This is a genomic window from Lentzea sp. NPDC042327 (assembly GCF_040647275.1).
Classification (GTDB): Bacteria; Actinomycetota; Actinomycetes; order Mycobacteriales; family Pseudonocardiaceae; genus Lentzea.
The window spans coordinates 71,264-87,670 of sequence record NZ_JBEZBX010000019.1 but is presented as its reverse complement, the minus strand read 5'-3'; the positions used below and the strand labels follow the sequence as shown (position 1 = coordinate 87,670).

Below are 16,407 nucleotides of genomic sequence, written 5' to 3'. Positions count from 1 at the left end.
ATCGAGGGGCGCAGGCGTAAGACCCCGTTAAGGACTGGTTCAGAAGATGATGGCGATGATGTCGCTCAGCGCGAACCAGATCGTGAGCACCACGCCGAGCAGGATCAGCCCCACGACGAACACGGCCACCAGGCGCTGGTGGCCGGTCGTGCGGTTCGCGGAGTCGGCGAAGTCCTGCACCCCGTCCAGGTAGCCCTCGACGGTGTAGCCGGGGCGTTCGCGCTTCATCCGGTCGAGGTGCGCGGCGAACGCCTTCGTCTCCGGGTCCTGCGGGTCGAGGCCGATCAGCTCCTCCTGGATCTGCTCGCGCTCGTCCTTCGAATCGCCCATGACCACCAGCTTAGTGGCTGAGGGCCGGGTTCCACCGGTGCGAAGCGGTGATCCGCGCGGCCGTTCAGCTGGCGACGGCGAGCGAGGGCCGGACCGCGCCGACCGCCCTGCCGTGGCCGAGCACCGGCACGGTCGCGAGTCCGGCGGCCTTCCCGACGTCGACGCCGAGGCGCTTGAGCACGGCGACGACGACCACCGCGCGGGCGCGCGACGAGCCGTCCGCGATCTTCAGCGCGATGCCCTCACCGCTCGGCAGGCCCACCGCGTAGACGCCCTCGGCGCCGTCCTTGGCGATCACGCCGGGCAGCGCGTCCATCAGCTCGGTGACGTCGCGGCCGGTGCCGCCGACCCACTGCGGGAAGGCGTTCATGGCGGCGGCGACCCGGTGCTCCAGCGTGCCCTCCTCGGCACCGGCGAGCAGCCCGAACGCCCTGGCGAGAGCGGTCAGGCTGATCGCGAAGATCGGTGCGCCGCAACCGTCGACGCCCACCTGGGCGACCGGCTCGCCCGCGACGTCCTCGATGGTGGCGCGGGTGGCCACCTGCAGCGGGTGCGCCGGGTCGAGGTAGTCCTCGGTCGACCAGCCGTTGACGACGCAGGTCGCGAGCATCGCGGCGTGCTTGCCGGAGCAGTTCATGTACTTCGGGGCCGCGTCCAGGCCGCGGGCGAGGTGCCGGGCGCGGGCCACCTCGCCCAGGGGGAGGTCGGGCGTGCACCGCAGGGCGTCCTCGGTGAGCCCGGCACCGGCGAGGATGCGCAGGGCGCCCTCGACGTGGAAGTCCTCGCCGGAGTGCGAGGCGCAGGCCAGTGCGAGCAGCTCGCCGTCGAGGTCGAGGCCGCTGCGCAGCATCGCGAGCGCCTGCAGCGGCTTGTTGGACGACCGGGGGAACGCCACGTCGCCGGGCCGGCCGACCGAGAGCACCGGGGTGCCGGTCGCGTCCGTCGCCACGACGGTGCCGTGGTGCACCGACTCCAGGAAGTCGCCCCGCCAGACCTCCGCGACCACCTCGTGCCCCATGACGCCCTCCCTCACGACCGAAGAACAGAACTGCCAACTGTCGACAGTTGACTACGCACCTAATGTAACCCCCGGACGGTCGGTGCCGTCCAGATCAGGAGACGAACGTGACACCTCCGCTGCACCTGAGCCTGGCCGGCCAGGCGGTCGACGTCCTGCGCGAGCAGGTGCTGACCGGGGTCATCCCCGCCGGGTCGCGGGTGAACGAGGTCGAGGTGGCCCACCAGCTCGGCATCAGCCGCGGCCCGCTGCGCGAGGCGATCCGGCACCTGGCCTCGGAGGGGCTGCTGACGCTCGTGCCGCACCGGGGCGCGTTCGTGCCGGCGGCCGACGAGGACGAGGTGCGGGCGTTGTTCGAGCTGCGCACGGCGCTGGAGTGCGCGGCGGCGGAGCTGGCGGCGTCCCGGCGCACCGACGTCGACCTGGTGCGGCTGCACGAGGTGTGCGCCGAGTCGCGGCGCGACTACACGGCGGGGCAACCGTTCCCGTACCGGCTGGACCTCGCGTTCCACCGGGCGTTGCTGGAGGCCGCGCGCAGCCCGCGGATCGCCGAGCAGGTGTGGCTGGTGCAGCAACGGGTGGTGCTGCTGCGCAGCGCGCTGGAGGACGACCCGCCGCACCAGCACGCGTCGCTGGACGACCATGACGAGCTCGTGCGCGCGGTCGAGGAAGGTGACGCGGCGCGCGCTTCGGGTGTGATGCGCCGCCATCTGTCCCGAGTGTGCGCGCAGATGCTGACGAGCCTCAAGGCCTGAATAATCGCCGTCGGACGAGGTGGGTGTGCGAAGGCGGGGGAATGCGCGGGACGACGTTCGGTGAGTTCCTGCGGTTCTACCGCCGCAGGGCCGGACTCACGCAGGAACAGCTCGCGTCTCGCACAGGGCTGAGCGTGCGCGCGTTGAGCGACCTCGAACGCGGTCGCGTCCACACACCACAGGCGACGACCGTCGACCTGCTCGTCACCGGCCTGGGGCTGGACCTGGGCGAGGCGGGGGAGTTCGGCACGCTGGCCCGCTTGGGCGAGGCGGGGCAGCCGCGGCCCGACCACGCTGACCGGACCGCCTGCGCACCGCCGCCCGCCACGGAGCTCACCGGCCGCGAGTCGGCGCGGCGCGAGCTCGCGGACCGCGTGCGGGCGGCCGGTACGGCGCAGGTGCTCGACGTCGTCGTCGTGCACGGGCCGCCCGGCGTGGGCAAGACCGCGCTCGCCGTGGACGCCGCGCACCGGTTCGCCGGGTCGTTCGCCGACGGCTGCCTGTACCTGGACCTGCGCGGCGTGGACGCCGAACCGCTGCCGGCCGACCGGGCGGTCACCCGGCTGCTCACCGCGTTCGGCGTGCCCGACGCCCGGATGCCGTCCGACCCGGCCGACCGCGACCGGCTCCACCGCTCGATGATGCGCGACCGCGCGGTGCTGCTGGTGCTCGACAACGCCGCCGACGAAGCCCAGGTCCGCCCGCTGCTCACCGCCGCACCCGGCTCGCTCGTGCTCGTGACCAGCCGCAACGTCCTGGCGGGCCTCGTCGCCCGGCACCGCGTCGAGCTCGGTCCGCTCGGCCGCGACGACGCCGTCGCGCTGCTCGCAGCGGTGGCCGGTGACCGCGTGGCGGCCGACCGGGAGGCCGCGGGTGCGGTCGCGGGGCTGTGCGGCGGCATCCCGCTGGCGCTCGCGATCGCGGGCCACCGGCTCACCGGGCCGCGGTCGCTGCGCCGGCTCGCCGAGCAGCTCTCCGACGAACGTGCGCGCCTCGACGTGCTCGCCACCGGCGACGTCCAGGTGCGGACCGCGTTCGAGCTGTCCTACCGGCTGCTCGCACCGGGGACCGCCGCGGTGTTCCGCAGGCTCGCGCTGGTGCCCGGCCACGACACGTCGGTCGAGCTCGCCGCCGTCGCCGCCGGGGTCCCGCCCGACGACGCGGAGGCGCTGCTGGAGGAGCTGGTCGACGCGAGTCTCGTGCGTCCCGGTGACCTCCCCGGCCGGTACACGTTCCACGACCTGATCCGGGACTACGCGCGCGAACGCCTGCACGGCGAAGAACCCGGCATCGACGAGCACCGCCTGCGGACGCGGAACTGGCTGATGACCACCACGACGGCCACGGCGGCGTTGTTCCACCCGGACGAGCAGGGCGCGGCGGACCTGGAGTGCGCGGACCGCTGGTTGCTCGCGGAGGTGGCGAACTGGCGTGGTGCGCTGAGGGAGGCCGTGCGCGCGGGTGACCACAAAGCCGTGCTGGCACTGGCGAACGCGATGCACTGGTACTCCGACCACCGTGGCCAGAGCGATCTGTGGCTGGAGGTCTACACGGCCGGTGTCGACGCAGCGCGCGCACTCGGCCGCAAGGAAGACGAAGCGAAACAGCTCAACTTCGTGTCGTGGGTGTACTTCGCCCGTGCTGTCCGCCTGCCCGCTGCCCTGGAGGCCCACGAGGCGGCGCTGCGGGTGGCGCAGGAGTGCGGTTCGGTGCTGGAGACGGCGTGGGCGCACTACTACCGCGCGGGCATCGAGACCCGCAGGGGCGACCAGGCGACGGCGGTCACGCACGGCCGGCGCGCCGCCGAGCTGTTCCGCCGGGCCGGGCTGCCGATGGCGGTGGTGTTCGCGCTGTCGTTCACCGGCGTGGTGCTGCAACGCACCGGGCGCGTCGCCGACGCCGTGGAAACCCACCTCGCGGCCATCGCGGAGGAACGGGCCGTGCGCGGCACCCAGCGCGGTGTGGCGAAGGAGAACACGGCGCAGCTGCTGCTGCGGCTCGCCGACAGCCTCACCGCCGCGGGGGACCCGGAGCGGGCGCTGACGGTCGTGGCCGAGGCGGACGCGTTGATCGGCGAGTTCGGCGGTCTGCGCGCGATGGTGCGGCACAGCCGGGGCCGTGCACTCAGCGCCGCCGGCCGGTGCGGGGAGGCGCGTGAACAGTTCGCCCGCGCGGCCGAGGGCATGGGTGACCCGGAGGCCAGGGTGTCCGTGCTGATCGAGCTCGCGCAGACGTGCGATCGGATGGGAGACCACGACGCTGCCACACGGCACCGCGTGCGCGCGTTGGCTGAGAGCGAGGGCTACGAGTCGCCTGGCATGACGAAGCTCCAGCACGACGTGGCGGAAACGCTCGGCATCGCGCTGACGGCTTAGCGGAGGACCGTGCTGAGGAACGCGTCCGCGTCGAACCGCTCCGAGCCCGCCGGGACCAGGCAGTAGGCGGCGTCGAGGAACTCGCGCAGGGTCGCCAGGGGCACCCGCAGCACCGTGGTGTGCCGGGAGGAGACGAGCTCCAGCACCACCGCTCTGCCACTCGGGCGCACCCGCACGTCACCCTTGCCCGACGGCCGCGACAGGCCGTCCCGCAGCAGGTCGCGGCCCATGATCCAGGTCGCCGCCGCGTCGCCCGCGTGGAAGTGCATCGAGACGGCGAACGGGTCCTCGCCGGTGTAGACCAGCTCGGTGTCCACGGGTGCGGTCGCGCCGTCGGCACGGACGAAGTCGAAGACGGTGCGTGACGCGACCCGCATGGGAGCTCCCGAATGTTCGCCGGTGGTTCACCTGGGTTCACGTGGCCGGCACTGAAATGGTTCACGAGTACGTGGACCGGTTTCCTGTTTCCACCGGCCCTGAAACGAGCGCGCGGCGCCAATCTGATGAGATTTGCCTGATCGGACGGTCCGAGCGGCTTTCCGACGTGCGACGGCGGCGCTGTGGCCCTCGTCCCAGCCGGTGCGCGGCGGCGGGACTTCTGCCGGTCGTTCTGCATGGTCCTTCCGCTGACGAGGCGATTTCCTGGAATCCGTCCCAGAAAGGACGGGTGACATGAGTGCCCCTTCTGCCCGCCGCCCGCGACCGGCCGGTGCGGTGCCGGGTCAAGTGGCCGGCCGGCTCGTCGGCCGCGAACGGGAGGTCGCCGCGCTGGCCGAGGCGCTCGGTGCCGGGCGGTCGTGCGTGGTGCACGGCGCCGTCGGCACGGGCAAGAGCGCGCTGCTGGCCGTCGCGTCGTCGATCGCGGTGCGCAGCGGACTGACACCGGTGCGGGCGTGGCCCGGTGCCGACCGGCGCGCTGTGCTGGTGGTCGACGACGCCGACCAGCTGCCCGCGGAGCAGCTCCAGCGGCTCGCGCGGTTCCGCGGACCGGTGCTGGTGGCCGGCGACCTCGACCCGGACGCGGTGCCGGTCCTGCTGCCGGACGCGGAACGGGTGGCGGTGCGGCCGGTCGGTGCCGAGGCGGTGGCCGAGCTGGTGCGCCGCCGGGCAGGTGCCGAGGTGCCGCCGGAGGTGACCCGGCTGTTCCTGCGCTTCAGCGGCGGTGCGGCCGGCGTGCTGAGCGACGCGCTGGACCTGGTGGCTGAGGGAGGTTTCACGGCGGCGTGCCTGCGCGACACGCTGCCGTCGCTGCGGCTGCCGCGGTTGCTGCGCGCCGTGCGGCGGCGCTGGGACTCCCTCGACGCCGGGGCGGTGGCCGTCGGCCGCGCGCTCGCCGTGCTCGGGGAGACGTCGCTGGACGTGCTGTGCGAGGTGGCCGGGACGCCGTCGCTGGAGGCCCTGGCGGCGTTCGAACGGCTGGTGGACGCACGGGTCGCCGCCGACGGGCCGATGCGGGTCTGCTCGCCCGCCCTGGGGCACGCGGTCCGGCACGAGATGGCGCCACGGGACCGCGAACGGCTGCACCGCACCGCGGCCCGCGTCCTGCACCGGCGCCGTGACACCGCGACCGCCGTGGCCGGGCACGTCGTGGCGTGCGCGGAACCCGTCGCGCAGCCGTGGGCGGCACCGGTGCTGTCGGCGGCGGCCCGGCTGCACCGGGCGGCGGGACGGGCCGGGGACGCGGCGCGGTGCCTGCGCGCGGCGGTGCGCGAACCGATGGACGACCGGGTCGCGGCCGAGGTGGCGGACGGCCTGGCGGAGCTGCACCTGCGCTGCGGCGTCGCGCCCCGCGCCGGTGAGCTCGGCCGGCTCGCGGGCGGGGACCGGCTCGATGCCGTGGTGCTCGACTGGCAGTGCGACGAGGAGCTGCTCGGGCTGGAGCTCGGACCGGTCGCGAGCGCCGTCAGCGCGGCGCACGCCGGTGCGGCCGACCGGAGCGGCGGGCCGGCGTTGCGGGCGTTCTGGCTCAGCCTGCGCGGGGACTGCGCCGAGCTCGCCGAGCGGGTGCTGGGCGCGGTCGCGGACGGTGCCGGCGACGCGGTGCCGGACCTGGTGTTCGCCGGGCTCGCGTTGCTGCACAGCACGTCCGACTACGCGGCCGTGCTGCTGGAGCTCGTACCGCGGCTGCGGGCGCGGCTGGTCGGTGCCGAGGACGACTGGCTGGTGGCGCTGGAGGCGTGGGCGCACCGGGCGAACGGCGACCACGCCGCGGTGTCCCGGCTGGTGCGGGAGCTGACGGCGCGGACCTCACCCGCGCGGGGCTGTGCGGCGCTGGGAGCGGCGGCGTTCGTGGCGTCCGCTGTGGACGGTGGCGTGCCGGACGAGGCTGCGGAACTGCTGGGGCGCCTGGGTTACGCGGGCACGCTGCCGCCGGCGTGGGTGTGCACGACGCTGCTGCACCACCGCGGCCGCATGCACCTGGAGCTGGGCTCACCGCGGGCGGCGCTGGCCGACGCGACCGAGTGCGGCGAGCGGCTCGCGCTGTGGCGCGCGGACAACCCGGCGATCGCGCCGTGGCGGCTGGTCGCGGCAGCGGCGAAGGCACGGCTCGGCGCGAGGGCCACCGCGCGGGAACCGGTCCGGCGGATCGGGGCGGCGTGGGGCCGGTTGACGCCGCACGAGTCGCGCATCGTCCGGCTGGCGCTCGCCGGCGAGACGAACCGGGCCATCGCCACCCGGTTCGGCGTCACGCAACGGGCGGTCGAGCTGCACCTCACCCGCGTCTACCGCAAGACCGGCATCAGCCGGCGGGTGCAGCTCTCCGCGGTGTTCGGCGACTGAACCTCACAGCAGGCCGGAGCGGATCGCCCACGCCACCGCGTGCACCCGGTTGCGCAGCCCGAACCGCTCCAGCACCTGGTGCAGCGCGTACTTCACGGTCCGCTCCGAGCAGAACAGCCGCTGCGCGACCTCCGCGACGGTGGCGCCCTCGGCGAGCAACCGCAGCAGCTGCACGTCGCGGTCGCTCAGCACCGACCCGGCCCCGGTGACGGGCTGCCCGCCGAGCAGCAGCTTCTCCAGCCGTTCGGTGGTGACGTCGGCGCGGCGCACCGGCACCGGGAGCCCGGCCTGCGCGGCGATCGACGGCGTGAGGTCGTGCAGCCGTGCGGCGATGACGACGACACGGGGTGCCGCGATGGCCTTGAGCCGTGCGGCCTGTTGCGCGCACAGCTCGTTCACCACGGCCAGCAGCACGTGCGCGTCGGCGCGGTCGGACACCACCCGCACCCGAGGGGAGCTCTTCAGCAGGTGCGCCACCCCTGCGGCGCTGATCAGGTCACGGGAGTCGACGGCGACGCGGACCGGTTCGATCCCGGCGTCCACGAGGGCGAGGGCGGAACTCATGCCCCGATGGTTCACCGGTCCGGTGTGCGTCCACTTCGGAAAACCGAACCGATCAGCACCTGCCGCCCGGCCACCGACGTGCGGAACTCGCCGGTGGGCCAGTGCTCGACCCGCAGTTCGTCACCGGGCAGCACCGGGGCGGTGAACCGCGCGTGCAGCTCGGTGAACTCCCTGCCGCGCACGGTGATCCCGAGCGTGCACAGGCCGTGCAGTACGGGGCGGTCGAACCCGGCCGCCCGCGCGAACTCCCGGTCGTGGTGCATCGGGTTGACGTCACCGGTCTCGCGGTAGCGCAGCGCCTGGTCGGCGGTGGTGCGGACGACGGTCACCTCCGGTTCGGCGGCCGGCACCGCGAACTCGCGGGTCGTGCCCCGCGCACCGCCGAAGCCGCCCTCGCCCTTGACGAAGCACGACGAGCGGGTGGACGCGTACTCCGACTCCCAGGTGCTCACCACGAGCGCGCCGGAGCCCTTGTCGAGGATGTCCGTGACGGTCTTCGTGACGACCGTCGAACCCTCGCGCGGCAACGGCCCGTGCAGCCACAGCGACTGCTCGGCGTGCAGCACGCGTGTCATGTCGGCGCCGGTCAGGCCGAGCTGCGGGCCGCCGTGCTGCAGCAGCGGGATGGCGAAGGCGGGGGAGAACCCGCCGACCGCGGCCGCGTACACCTCGGCGTCGCCGGACGACCAGGTGCGGACCTGTCGTTCGACGACACCGAGGATGCCGTGGTCGAGCATTACCCGAGGGTGCCGCGGACGTTCGCGTGGCCCTTGAGCAGGTTGCGGGCGATCGTGCGGCGCTGGATCTCGTCGGTGCCCTCGTAGATCCGCAGCAGCCGCAGCTCGCGGTACCAGCGCTCGATCGGCAGCTCGCGGGTGTAGCCCATGCCGCCGTGGATCTGCAGCACGCGGTCGACGATCTCGTTGGCCTTGATGCCGCCGTAGAGCTTCGCGATGGACTGCGCCTGCCGCGAGTCCTGCTTCTGGTCCACGAGCCACGCCGCGTGCAGCACGAGCCAGCGCAGCGCCTCGATCTCGACCGCGGAGTCCGCGATCATCCACTGGATGGCCTGGTACTCGGCGATCGGCTGGCCGAACGTGACGCGGTTCTTCGCCTGCTCCACCGCCATCTCGACCAGCCGCTCGACGCTGCCCAGCGCGCGGGCGGGCAGCAGGTAGCGGCCCTGGCCGATCCACTGCATGGCGAGGTGGAAGCCCTTGCCCTCCTCGCCGAGGATGTTCTCGTGCGGCACGCGCACGTTGTCGAACACCAGCGCGGCCGGGCCCCACTGGCCCATGGTCGGGATGGGCTCGGACTTCCAGCCCATGTCGCGGTCGACGAGGAAGCAGGTGACGCCGCCGTCGGCGCCCTTCTCCCTGTCCGTCACGGCGAACACCATCACGAAGTCGGCCTCGTTGCCCTGCGTGATGAAGGTCTTCTCACCGTTGATGACCCACTCGTCGCCGTCGCGGACGGCGGAGGTGCGGATGGCCTTGGCGTCGCTGCCGGCACCGGGCTCGGTGATCGCGAAGCACGAGACGCGCTCGCCGGAGATCGTCGGCAGCAGGTAGCGCTGCTTCTGCTCCTCGTTGCCGTGGAACAGGATGTTGTCCGCGTAGCCGCCGAAGCGGAACGGCACGAAGCTGCGGCCCAGCTCGGCCTCGACGAGCGCGGTCATCAGCGCGCCCAGGCCCATGCCGCCGTACTCCTGCGGCGTCAGCACGCCGAAGAAGCCCGCCGCCTTCGCCTTGTCCTGCAACGCCTTCAGCTCGTCCTTGGGCAGGCCGGGCTGCCCGGCGCGCTCCCGGCGCAGCACCTCCGGCTCCAGCGGGACGATCTCCTTGCGCACGAAGGTCCGCACCCAGTCGCGGATCTCCTTCTGCTCGGCGTCGAGCGTGAAGTCCATTTCTCTCCCTTAGACGAACGCGTTGATGCCGGTCAGCGCCCGGCCGATGAGCAGTTTCTGGATCTGGCTGGTGCCCTCGTAGAGGGTGGTGACGCGGGCGTCGCGCAGGAACTTGCCCACCGGGTACTCGTCGATGTAGCCGTAGCCGCCGAACACCTGGATCGCGTTGTTCGCGACCTTGACCGCGGCCTCGCTGGCGTAGAGCTTGGCCATGGACGCCGCGGTGCTCAGGGGCAGGCCCCGGTCGGCGAGGTCGGCGGCCCGCCAGGTGAGCAGCCGGGCGGCCTCGGTCTCCACGGCCATGTCGGCGAGCAGCTCCTGCACGAGCTGGAAGCCCGCGATGGGCTTGCCGAACTGCTCGCGTTCCCCGGCGTAGCGGAGAGCGGCGTCGAGCGCACCCTGGGCGGCACCGACGCAGCCCGCCGCGACGGACATGCGGCCCTTGTCGAGCGCGCCCATCGCGAGCTTGAAGCCCTCCTCGCTGAGCAGGGCGTCCGCGCCGACGTGCACCCCCTGCAGGGTGATCTCGGCGGTAGCTTGGCCGCGCATGCCGAGCTTGCCCTTGACCTCGGTGGCGGTGAACCCCTCGGTCGCGGTGGGGACGAGGAACGCGCTGACGCCCTTCGGCCCCGGTCCGCCGGTGCGGGCGAACACCAGGGCGACGTCGGCCCACGTGCCGTTGGTGATGAAGACCTTGCTGCCGTCGAGCACCCAGCCGTCACCGGACCTGGTGGCCCTGGTGGCGAGGCTGCCCGCGTCGCTGCCGGTGCCGGGTTCGGTGAGCGCGAAGCAGCCGACCAGCTCGCCGCTGGTCAGACCGGGCAGCCAGCGCTGCTTCTGCTCCTCGGTGCCGTGCCGCGCGATCGACTTCGCGACCAGCCCGAGCGACACGGAGATGATCCCGCGCACCGCGCTGTCACCCCGGGCGACCTCCTCCAGGACCAGGCAGTACGCGAGGTTGTCACCGCCGGAGCCGCCGTGGGCCTCGTCGATCCCCAGCCCGAGGAAGCCGACCTCGCCGAGCTGCGGCACGAGCGCGCGGTCGATGGCCTCCTCGCGGTCCCACCGGGTCGCGTGCGGGACGATGCGCTCGTCCGTGAACCGCCGGGCCAGCTCCCTGAGCTGCCGGTGTTCGTCAGAAAGCGTCAAGTCCACAGGCCCTCCCGATAAACCGAACAGTGTTAGGTTAACTCACATGCCGCGGCCGAGCACCCCTCTGTTGAGCCCCGACCGGATCCGGTCGGTGGCACTGGCCATCATCGACCGCGACGGCCTCGACGGCCTGTCGATGCGCAGGCTGGCCGCGGAGCTCGGCGTGCAGGCCGCGTCGCTCTACGGGCACGTGAAGACCAAGGACGCCCTGCTCAACGACGTGGCCGCGGCGATCCTCGCCACGATCGACGTGTCCGGCTTCGCCTCGGGCGACTGGCGCGCCGGACTCGTCCAGTGCGCGCGCTCCTACCGCGAGGCGCTGGCGTCGCACCCGAACATCGTGCCGTTCCTGGCCTACGGCCCCGCCGGCCGCGAGGAGTCGCTCAAGCGCCTGGACGTGATGCACGGCGCCCTGGTCGACGCCGGCTGGTCCCGCCGCGAGGCCACGATGATCGCCGCGGGCGTCATGTACATCGTCTTCGGCTCCGCGCTCAGCTCGTTCTCCAGCGGCTTCTCCTCCGACCCCGCCGCCTACTCCGGCCGCTACCCGCACCTCGACCGCGCCCACCTGCTGCCCGGTGTGGCCCGCGAGCTGGACCGCGACAGCTTCGAGCTGGCGCTCGCGGCGTTCGTGCGGGGCCTCTAGTGTTTCGGCGTGGCTGCTGCGAAGTCGAAGGCGATCGAGCTCGAGGTCGGTGACCGGCTGGTGCGGGTGTCCAACCCGGACAAGCCGTACTTTCCCGCGCGAGGCATCACGAAGCTCCAGGTGGTGGAGTACTACCGCACGGTCGCGCCCGTGCTGCTGTCCGTCCTGCGCGACCGCCCGGTCGTCCTGAAGCGCTACGTCGACGGCGTGGAGGGCGAGGCGTTCTACCAGAAGCGCGTGCCCAAGGGCGCCCCCGACTACGTCGAGACGGTGACGGTGAGGTTCCCGTCCGGCCGCCCCGCCGACGAGATCTGCCCGACCTCGGAGGCCGTGGTCGTGTGGGCGGCGAACCTCGGCACGTTCGACTTCCACCCGTGGCCCGTCCGCCGCCCGCTGGTCGACCTGCCCGACGAGCTGCGCATCGACCTGGACCCGCAGCCCGGCACCGGCTTCCGCGACGCCGCACGGGTCGCCGGCGTGCTGCGCGAGGTGCTGGCCGACGCGGGCCTCACCGGTCACCCGAAGACGTCCGGCGGTCGTGGCATCCACGTGGCGGTGCGGATCCGGCCAGAGTGGGACTTCGTCGACGTCCGGCACGCGGTGATCGCGCTGGCCCGCGAGGTGGAGAAGCGGGCGCCGTCTCTGGCGACTTCGGCGTGGTGGAAGGAAGAACGCGGCGAGCGGGTGTTCATCGACTTCAACCAGGCCGCCCGCGACCGCACGATCGCGTCGGCCTGGTCGGTGCGCGGCACCCCGCGTGCCACCGTGTCGACGCCGGTGACGTGGGACGAGCTGTCCACTGTGGACCCGGACGACTTCGACGTGCTGACCGTGCCCTCCTACCTGGCCGAGCGCGGGGACCCGCACGCGGGGCTGGACTCGGAGGCGTTCGGGATCGAGACGCTGCTGGAGTGGTACGCGGCAGACCCGCGCGGGGAGATGCCGTACCCGCCGGACTACCCGAAGATGCCGGGCGAGCCGCTGCGGGTGCAGCCTTCTCGGAAGAAGAACTGAGCACCTGGCCAGAGGTCTTGTCCGCCCCGCCCCCTCCTTGCAGACGCCAGCAGAGCAAGGGGCGGGAACTCGGGGCATCACAGGCACAACAGCTGGCAACCCGCTTAGGGCTGGGAAACTCGTTCCTGCGCCCTGGGTTCAGTGCTGCTGGAAGCCGGGCGGCAGGTGCAGCCAGGCGGTGGATTCGGCGTCCCAGCCGGTGAGGACGGCGGTGCCGTGCGGCGTCCTGACCGGGACGTGGTGCGCTGTGAGGAGGCCGGTCACGGTCAGGTGCACGGCATCGAGGTCTTCGGCGGCGCGACTCCAGCAGACCCGAGCGCGTCCCGCTGACGAGTGCGGGTAGCGGGTCACCAGCCGCCCGTAGTCGGAGGGCGAGCCGATGGTGAACAACCGGACGCCCGCCGGGTCGAAGGTGACGGTGGACAGCGGTCTCGTCCGGCCGAACTCCGCCCACTCTCCCCACTGCCACGTGCTGGTGCCGCCCGGCAGGAGGGACGAGGTCCACAGTGCTCCGACCGGTTTGTCGGTACCTGTGGGTTCATCGGCTACCTGGACCTCGTGCGGTGTCGCGTCCGTCGCGTACCGCGCCTGGGGCGACCGCAGTGAGGGATCGCCCAGGGGCCCGGTTGCCAGCCGCCGCAGCACGGCGGCTGCGACGTGGTCGAGCTCCGGAGCGGGCCGCGCGGTGAAGTCACGGCCGGAGTGCTGAAGGGATACCGCGAAGGCGATGTGCCGGTAAAGGTCGTCGTCGTTCAGGTCGGTCAGGTCGAGGTCGTCGAGGAAGTCGCGCAGCAGCAGGCACAGTTCGATGAGGACGGGGCTGCGGAGTTGGTCGGTGGGGCCATCGGCCATGAGCGGGCCTCGTGTTCCAGTGGGGTGCCTGACCTCCCGGACGGTAGTCCCGCCCAGGCAGCCGTCGCGGGTGCGCGAGCAGGGGTGACGCGCTGGCCGTCCGGTCGTCCGGCAGGTGGGCCAACCGGCTGTACCCGCTCTGGATCCGGTGGGTGACCTCGTAGACTGGGCGGAACGAGAGGAGGTCGCCATGGCCCAGCCCTACGTCGTCCGGTACGTCGGCGGTCCCCTCGACGGGCGCGTGGACTCGCTGCCCTCCGTGCCGGAGGAGCCGAAGCAGACGGTCACGTACGTGCACCTGCACGGCGGCCCCAAGATCGTGCACGTCTACGACCTCGCCTACGTGGTCGAGTACGGGTGCGAGTACCGGCTGCGCGCAGAAGAGGCGTGACCGGCCCGTTCGCCTGAGAGCGCTTTCACCGCACGGTTCCCGTGACTTGATCTTGCCGTCGACCCGGTGCTCAGAATTGTCAGGGGTGTAGGGCATGCTGGGGCACAGGTGTTCGAATGGCGGGAGGCAGCGCGATGGCGAAGAAGAGCGGGCTGTCGGCGGAGGACGTCGGCGACCTGCGCTCACAGCTCGACGGGGGCACTCAGCCGCTGGTGTGGTTCACGGCGGCCGCGGTGGGCATGGAGGCGGGGAGGTCGGCGAAGGTGCTCGCCTTCACCGACCCGGAGGAGGGCGACTTCATCCAGGTGCGGCCGACGGGGTCGAAGGACGAGATGTCGTTCGGCCCGTCCGAGCTGACGCTGGAGAAACCGCCGCCCCGCAAGAAGCCCGCCGCACCACCCGCCGCGCAGCCCGAGCCGCCGCGGGAGACTGTGGTCGAGTACCCCTACGTCCCGGAGGTGCCGGTGAAGCCCGCGGCCCCCAAGCCGAAACCCGCTCCCGCAGTCGAGGCGCCCCCGCCGCCGAAGCCCGCCCGCAAGCAGGGCGGTGCGAAGGCGGCGCCGGAGGTCACCATCACCCTGGTGAGCGCCGGTGAGGGCGAGTGGACCGTCGAGGTCATGCAGGGCGCGCGCAAGTCCGTGCGGCCGACGGCGGTCTCGCCGGCCGCCGTCGCGCAGGCCGCGAAGCTGCTCACGCCCGAGGTCGCCGAGATCGTCGAGGGCGTGCTGAACGCGGCGCGTGCCCAGCAGCTCGCCCGCGTGGAGCAGCTGCGCGCCGAACTGGAGGCAGCGCAGAAGGCGCTGGAGGACCTGGGCGCGTAACGCGGTCACCGGCTGCGACCGCACCGGTGGTGGTGTGGCCGCGTTCGGGTGAGGGGGCTTCCCAGGGCCGGTGGCGGGGCGGACCGTGGAACGCGCGGAGGTCCCGCTGGTCCGGCGTGAAAACGGGAGGCCCTGATGGGTACGTGTGGATGCTGTTCCGGGTGCACGGGGCCCGGCTGCGGCTGCTGTTCGAGCTGCTGACACCAGAACCGAGCAGGGGGAGCCTTCCCGACCGCGGAAGGCTCCCCCTGCTGCTGTCCTGCGGGATCAGGGCGGGCAGACCGTGCCGTTCGTCGGCACCTTCGCCTCGACCAGGTAGTCGCGCACCGCGGTGGTCGCACAGCCCGACACCCCGAGTGCCCCGTGCCCGCTGCCCTGCCAGCCGATCAGCACCGACCCCGGCAGCCGCTGCGCCGCGTGCTCGGTGCCCGAGGCGGGCGTGGCCGGGTCGTCGGCGGTGCTGAGCAGCACGATCGGCGGCGCGCTCTTGAGCGGGTCCACCTTCGCGAGCGACGGCACCGGGAACGGGCTGCAGTGCAGCAGCTGCCGGGCGAACAGCGTGCCGAACAGCGGGTGCTTGCCCTGCCAGTCCGTCGCCAGCGCCTTCACCCGGTCGGGTGGGATGCGGGTGGTGGTGTCGTTGCAGCCGATCACGAGGCCGGCGTCGAAGCGCGGCGGGTTCTCGTCGAGGTCGCCGACCAGCGGGTTGAGGAACGTGAACAGCGCGGTGCCGTCGCCCGCGCGGGCCTTCACGACCGCGTCGGCGAGCGCGGGCCAGCGGGAGCGGTCGCCCAGGCCGGACAGGATCGCGTTCAGCGCGGACCCGGCCGTCAGGTCCACGTACTCGCCGCGGATGCGGGTGGTGCGCAGCTGGGTGAGCAGGCCGTTCACGTCGTCGCGCGGCTTGGTGAGCGCGCAGCCGCGGGCCAGGCAGTCGCGGGCGAAGGCCTCGAACGTCGCCTCGGCGGCCGCCGCGCGGGACTCGAGGACACCGGCTTGGTCGAGCGTCGGGTCGGGGGCGCCGTCGAGCACGGTGCGGCCGATGCGGTTCGGGTAGCGCTGGGCGTAGGTCGTGACGACCCGCGAGCCCTCCCCGATGCCGAGCAGGTTCAGCCGGTCGGTGCCGAGGTGGTCGCGGAGCCGTTCGAGGTCGGCGGCCGCGCGCCACGAGTCGAACGCGGTCAGCCTGCCCTCCAGGTCGAGCACGCACTCCTGCGCCGCCTCACCGGCCGCGACCACCAGCTGGGACTGCTCGGGCTCGGCCGGGTCGTACTCGACGAGCGCCGCACGCGTCCCGGACGGCACGCAGGCCATGCCCTCGGACCGGCCGGTGCCGCGCCGGTCCACGCCGATGATCGTGTAGGTGGTGAGCAGGTCCTCCGGCAGCGCCGCCGCGAGCCGCGCGGCCTTCACCGTGCCGGACTCCCCGGCGGGGTCGCCGACCACGACCAGCGCGCTCTTGCCGGAGCCGACGCGGGTCAGCGAGACGCTGAGCGAACCGCGGCCGGGCCGTCCCGGCGGGTCGAGCACCACGCTCATCCGCGCGCACTCGTACTTCTGGTCGCCCTCGGGCACGTTCGTGCCGATCCGGTCGCGCATCTGCTCGCCGCACGGCGACCACGCGAGCGAGTCCGACCGGTAGTCCTCCAGCGGCGGAACGGGCTGCGGTCCCGCGAGCGCGCTCTGGTCGGCGGGCTGGTCGCCCTCGCCCCTGACCGCGATCACCGGCCGCAGCGACGGCCCGGCGCTGCACGCCGTCAGCACGCTCACTGCCAGCAGGACCAGGGCAGCGCGACGCACAG

16 protein-coding genes are annotated in these 16,407 nt (G+C 73.1%); 7 read left to right on the top strand and 9 right to left on the bottom strand.

What is annotated here, in order from left to right; all coding sequences use genetic code 11:
• Positions 1-39: 39 nt before the first annotated feature.
• Entirely contained in the window at positions 40-330 is a 291-nt protein-coding gene (locus tag AB0A63_RS35165) for a hypothetical protein (protein ID WP_360399120.1), read from the bottom strand.
• 64 nt (positions 331-394) lie between these two features.
• On the bottom strand, positions 395-1,348 hold the full coding sequence (locus AB0A63_RS35160; protein ID WP_360399117.1) for an asparaginase: 954 nt from the start codon (positions 1,346-1,348) through the stop codon (positions 395-397).
• Between the two features lie 107 nt (positions 1,349-1,455).
• Here AB0A63_RS35160 and AB0A63_RS35155 point away from each other — a divergent pair, with 107 nt between their 5' ends.
• Positions 1,456-2,103 (top strand): GntR family transcriptional regulator, encoded by a 648-nt coding sequence (locus AB0A63_RS35155; RefSeq protein ID WP_360399114.1) that lies wholly within the window; start codon positions 1,456-1,458, stop codon positions 2,101-2,103.
• Between the two features lie 41 nt (positions 2,104-2,144).
• Complete coding sequence (locus tag AB0A63_RS35150) at positions 2,145-4,478, top strand: helix-turn-helix transcriptional regulator (RefSeq protein ID WP_360399111.1); 2,334 nt, start codon at positions 2,145-2,147, stop codon at positions 4,476-4,478.
• Here the strand turns inward: AB0A63_RS35150 and AB0A63_RS35145 are convergent.
• Positions 4,475-4,855, bottom strand: a complete 381-nt coding sequence (locus AB0A63_RS35145) for an SsgA family sporulation/cell division regulator (protein WP_360399108.1) — start codon at positions 4,853-4,855, stop codon at positions 4,475-4,477. The two genes, AB0A63_RS35150 and AB0A63_RS35145, sit on opposite strands and share 4 nt — an antisense overlap.
• A 295-nt stretch (positions 4,856-5,150) precedes the next feature.
• Between AB0A63_RS35145 and AB0A63_RS35140 the strand changes: the two genes are divergently transcribed.
• Positions 5,151-7,259, top strand: a complete 2,109-nt coding sequence (locus tag AB0A63_RS35140) for a helix-turn-helix transcriptional regulator (protein WP_360399105.1) — start codon at positions 5,151-5,153, stop codon at positions 7,257-7,259.
• 3 nt (positions 7,260-7,262) lie between these two features.
• Here the strand turns inward: AB0A63_RS35140 and AB0A63_RS35135 are convergent, their stop codons facing one another.
• The 4 genes from AB0A63_RS35135 to AB0A63_RS35120 are packed head-to-tail and all read right to left on the bottom strand — an operon-like array spanning position 7,263 to position 10,884.
• Positions 7,263-7,823, bottom strand: coding sequence for a helix-turn-helix transcriptional regulator (locus tag AB0A63_RS35135; protein WP_360399102.1), 561 nt, complete (start codon positions 7,821-7,823; stop codon positions 7,263-7,265).
• An 11-nt stretch (positions 7,824-7,834) separates the two neighbouring features.
• Positions 7,835-8,560: a MaoC/PaaZ C-terminal domain-containing protein gene (locus AB0A63_RS35130; RefSeq protein WP_360399099.1), complete on the bottom strand. Its 726-nt coding sequence runs from the start codon at positions 8,558-8,560 to the stop codon at positions 7,835-7,837.
• Positions 8,560-9,729 carry an acyl-CoA dehydrogenase family protein gene (locus tag AB0A63_RS35125; protein WP_360399096.1) on the bottom strand — a complete coding sequence of 390 codons (1,170 nt, stop codon included), beginning with the start codon at positions 9,727-9,729 and terminating at the stop codon, positions 8,560-8,562. Before AB0A63_RS35125 ends, AB0A63_RS35130 begins: the two co-directional genes overlap by 1 nt.
• Positions 9,730-9,738: 9 nt before the next feature.
• Entirely contained in the window at positions 9,739-10,884 is a 1,146-nt protein-coding gene (locus tag AB0A63_RS35120) for an acyl-CoA dehydrogenase family protein (RefSeq protein WP_360399093.1), read from the bottom strand.
• A 40-nt stretch (positions 10,885-10,924) separates the two neighbouring features.
• On the opposite strand from AB0A63_RS35120, the gene AB0A63_RS35115 reads away from it, so the two are divergent.
• Together AB0A63_RS35115 and ligD are read left to right on the top strand one after the other, a co-directional pair.
• Positions 10,925-11,527 (top strand): TetR/AcrR family transcriptional regulator C-terminal domain-containing protein, encoded by a 603-nt coding sequence (locus AB0A63_RS35115; protein WP_360399090.1) that lies wholly within the window; start codon positions 10,925-10,927, stop codon positions 11,525-11,527.
• Between the two features lie 9 nt (positions 11,528-11,536).
• Positions 11,537-12,541, top strand: a complete 1,005-nt coding sequence (ligD, locus tag AB0A63_RS35110; RefSeq protein WP_360399087.1) for a non-homologous end-joining DNA ligase — start codon at positions 11,537-11,539, stop codon at positions 12,539-12,541.
• Between the two features lie 138 nt (positions 12,542-12,679).
• On the opposite strand, the gene AB0A63_RS35105 is transcribed toward ligD, so the two are convergent.
• Positions 12,680-13,393 carry a hypothetical protein gene (locus tag AB0A63_RS35105; RefSeq protein ID WP_360399084.1) on the bottom strand — a complete coding sequence of 238 codons (714 nt, stop codon included), beginning with the start codon at positions 13,391-13,393 and terminating at the stop codon, positions 12,680-12,682.
• A gap of 148 nt (positions 13,394-13,541) precedes the next feature.
• On the opposite strand from AB0A63_RS35105, the gene AB0A63_RS35100 reads away from it, so the two are divergent.
• Entirely contained in the window at positions 13,542-13,784 is a 243-nt protein-coding gene (locus AB0A63_RS35100) for a hypothetical protein (protein ID WP_360399081.1), read from the top strand.
• Positions 13,785-13,900: 116 nt separating this feature from the next.
• Complete coding sequence (locus tag AB0A63_RS35095) at positions 13,901-14,605, top strand: DUF6319 family protein (protein WP_360399078.1); 705 nt, start codon at positions 13,901-13,903, stop codon at positions 14,603-14,605.
• A gap of 267 nt (positions 14,606-14,872) precedes the next feature.
• Here the strand turns inward: AB0A63_RS35095 and AB0A63_RS35090 are convergent, their stop codons facing one another.
• Complete coding sequence (locus tag AB0A63_RS35090; protein WP_360399075.1) at positions 14,873-16,405, bottom strand: alpha/beta hydrolase; 1,533 nt, start codon at positions 16,403-16,405, stop codon at positions 14,873-14,875.
• Between the last annotated feature and the right edge of the window lie 2 nt (positions 16,406-16,407).

What these genes read in the sequence shown, in the direction of transcription:
- AB0A63_RS35165 (WP_360399120.1), bottom strand. Translation starts at nt 330, where the DNA reads ATGGGCGATTCGAAGGACGAGCGCGAGCAGATCCAGGAGGAGCTGATC.
- AB0A63_RS35160 (WP_360399117.1), bottom strand. Translation starts at nt 1,348, where the DNA reads ATGGGGCACGAGGTGGTCGCGGAGGTCTGGCGGGGCGACTTCCTGGAG.
- AB0A63_RS35150 (WP_360399111.1), top strand. Translation starts at nt 2,145, where the DNA reads ATGCGCGGGACGACGTTCGGTGAGTTCCTGCGGTTCTACCGCCGCAGG.
- AB0A63_RS35145 (WP_360399108.1), bottom strand. Translation starts at nt 4,855, where the DNA reads ATGCGGGTCGCGTCACGCACCGTCTTCGACTTCGTCCGTGCCGACGGC.
- AB0A63_RS35140 (WP_360399105.1), top strand. Translation starts at nt 5,151, where the DNA reads ATGAGTGCCCCTTCTGCCCGCCGCCCGCGACCGGCCGGTGCGGTGCCG.
- AB0A63_RS35135 (WP_360399102.1), bottom strand. Translation starts at nt 7,823, where the DNA reads ATGAGTTCCGCCCTCGCCCTCGTGGACGCCGGGATCGAACCGGTCCGC.
- AB0A63_RS35130 (WP_360399099.1), bottom strand. Translation starts at nt 8,560, where the DNA reads ATGCTCGACCACGGCATCCTCGGTGTCGTCGAACGACAGGTCCGCACC.
- AB0A63_RS35125 (WP_360399096.1), bottom strand. Translation starts at nt 9,729, where the DNA reads ATGGACTTCACGCTCGACGCCGAGCAGAAGGAGATCCGCGACTGGGTG.
- AB0A63_RS35115 (WP_360399090.1), top strand. Translation starts at nt 10,925, where the DNA reads ATGCCGCGGCCGAGCACCCCTCTGTTGAGCCCCGACCGGATCCGGTCG.
- AB0A63_RS35105 (WP_360399084.1), bottom strand. Translation starts at nt 13,393, where the DNA reads ATGGCCGATGGCCCCACCGACCAACTCCGCAGCCCCGTCCTCATCGAA.
- AB0A63_RS35095 (WP_360399078.1), top strand. Translation starts at nt 13,901, where the DNA reads ATGGCGGGAGGCAGCGCGATGGCGAAGAAGAGCGGGCTGTCGGCGGAG.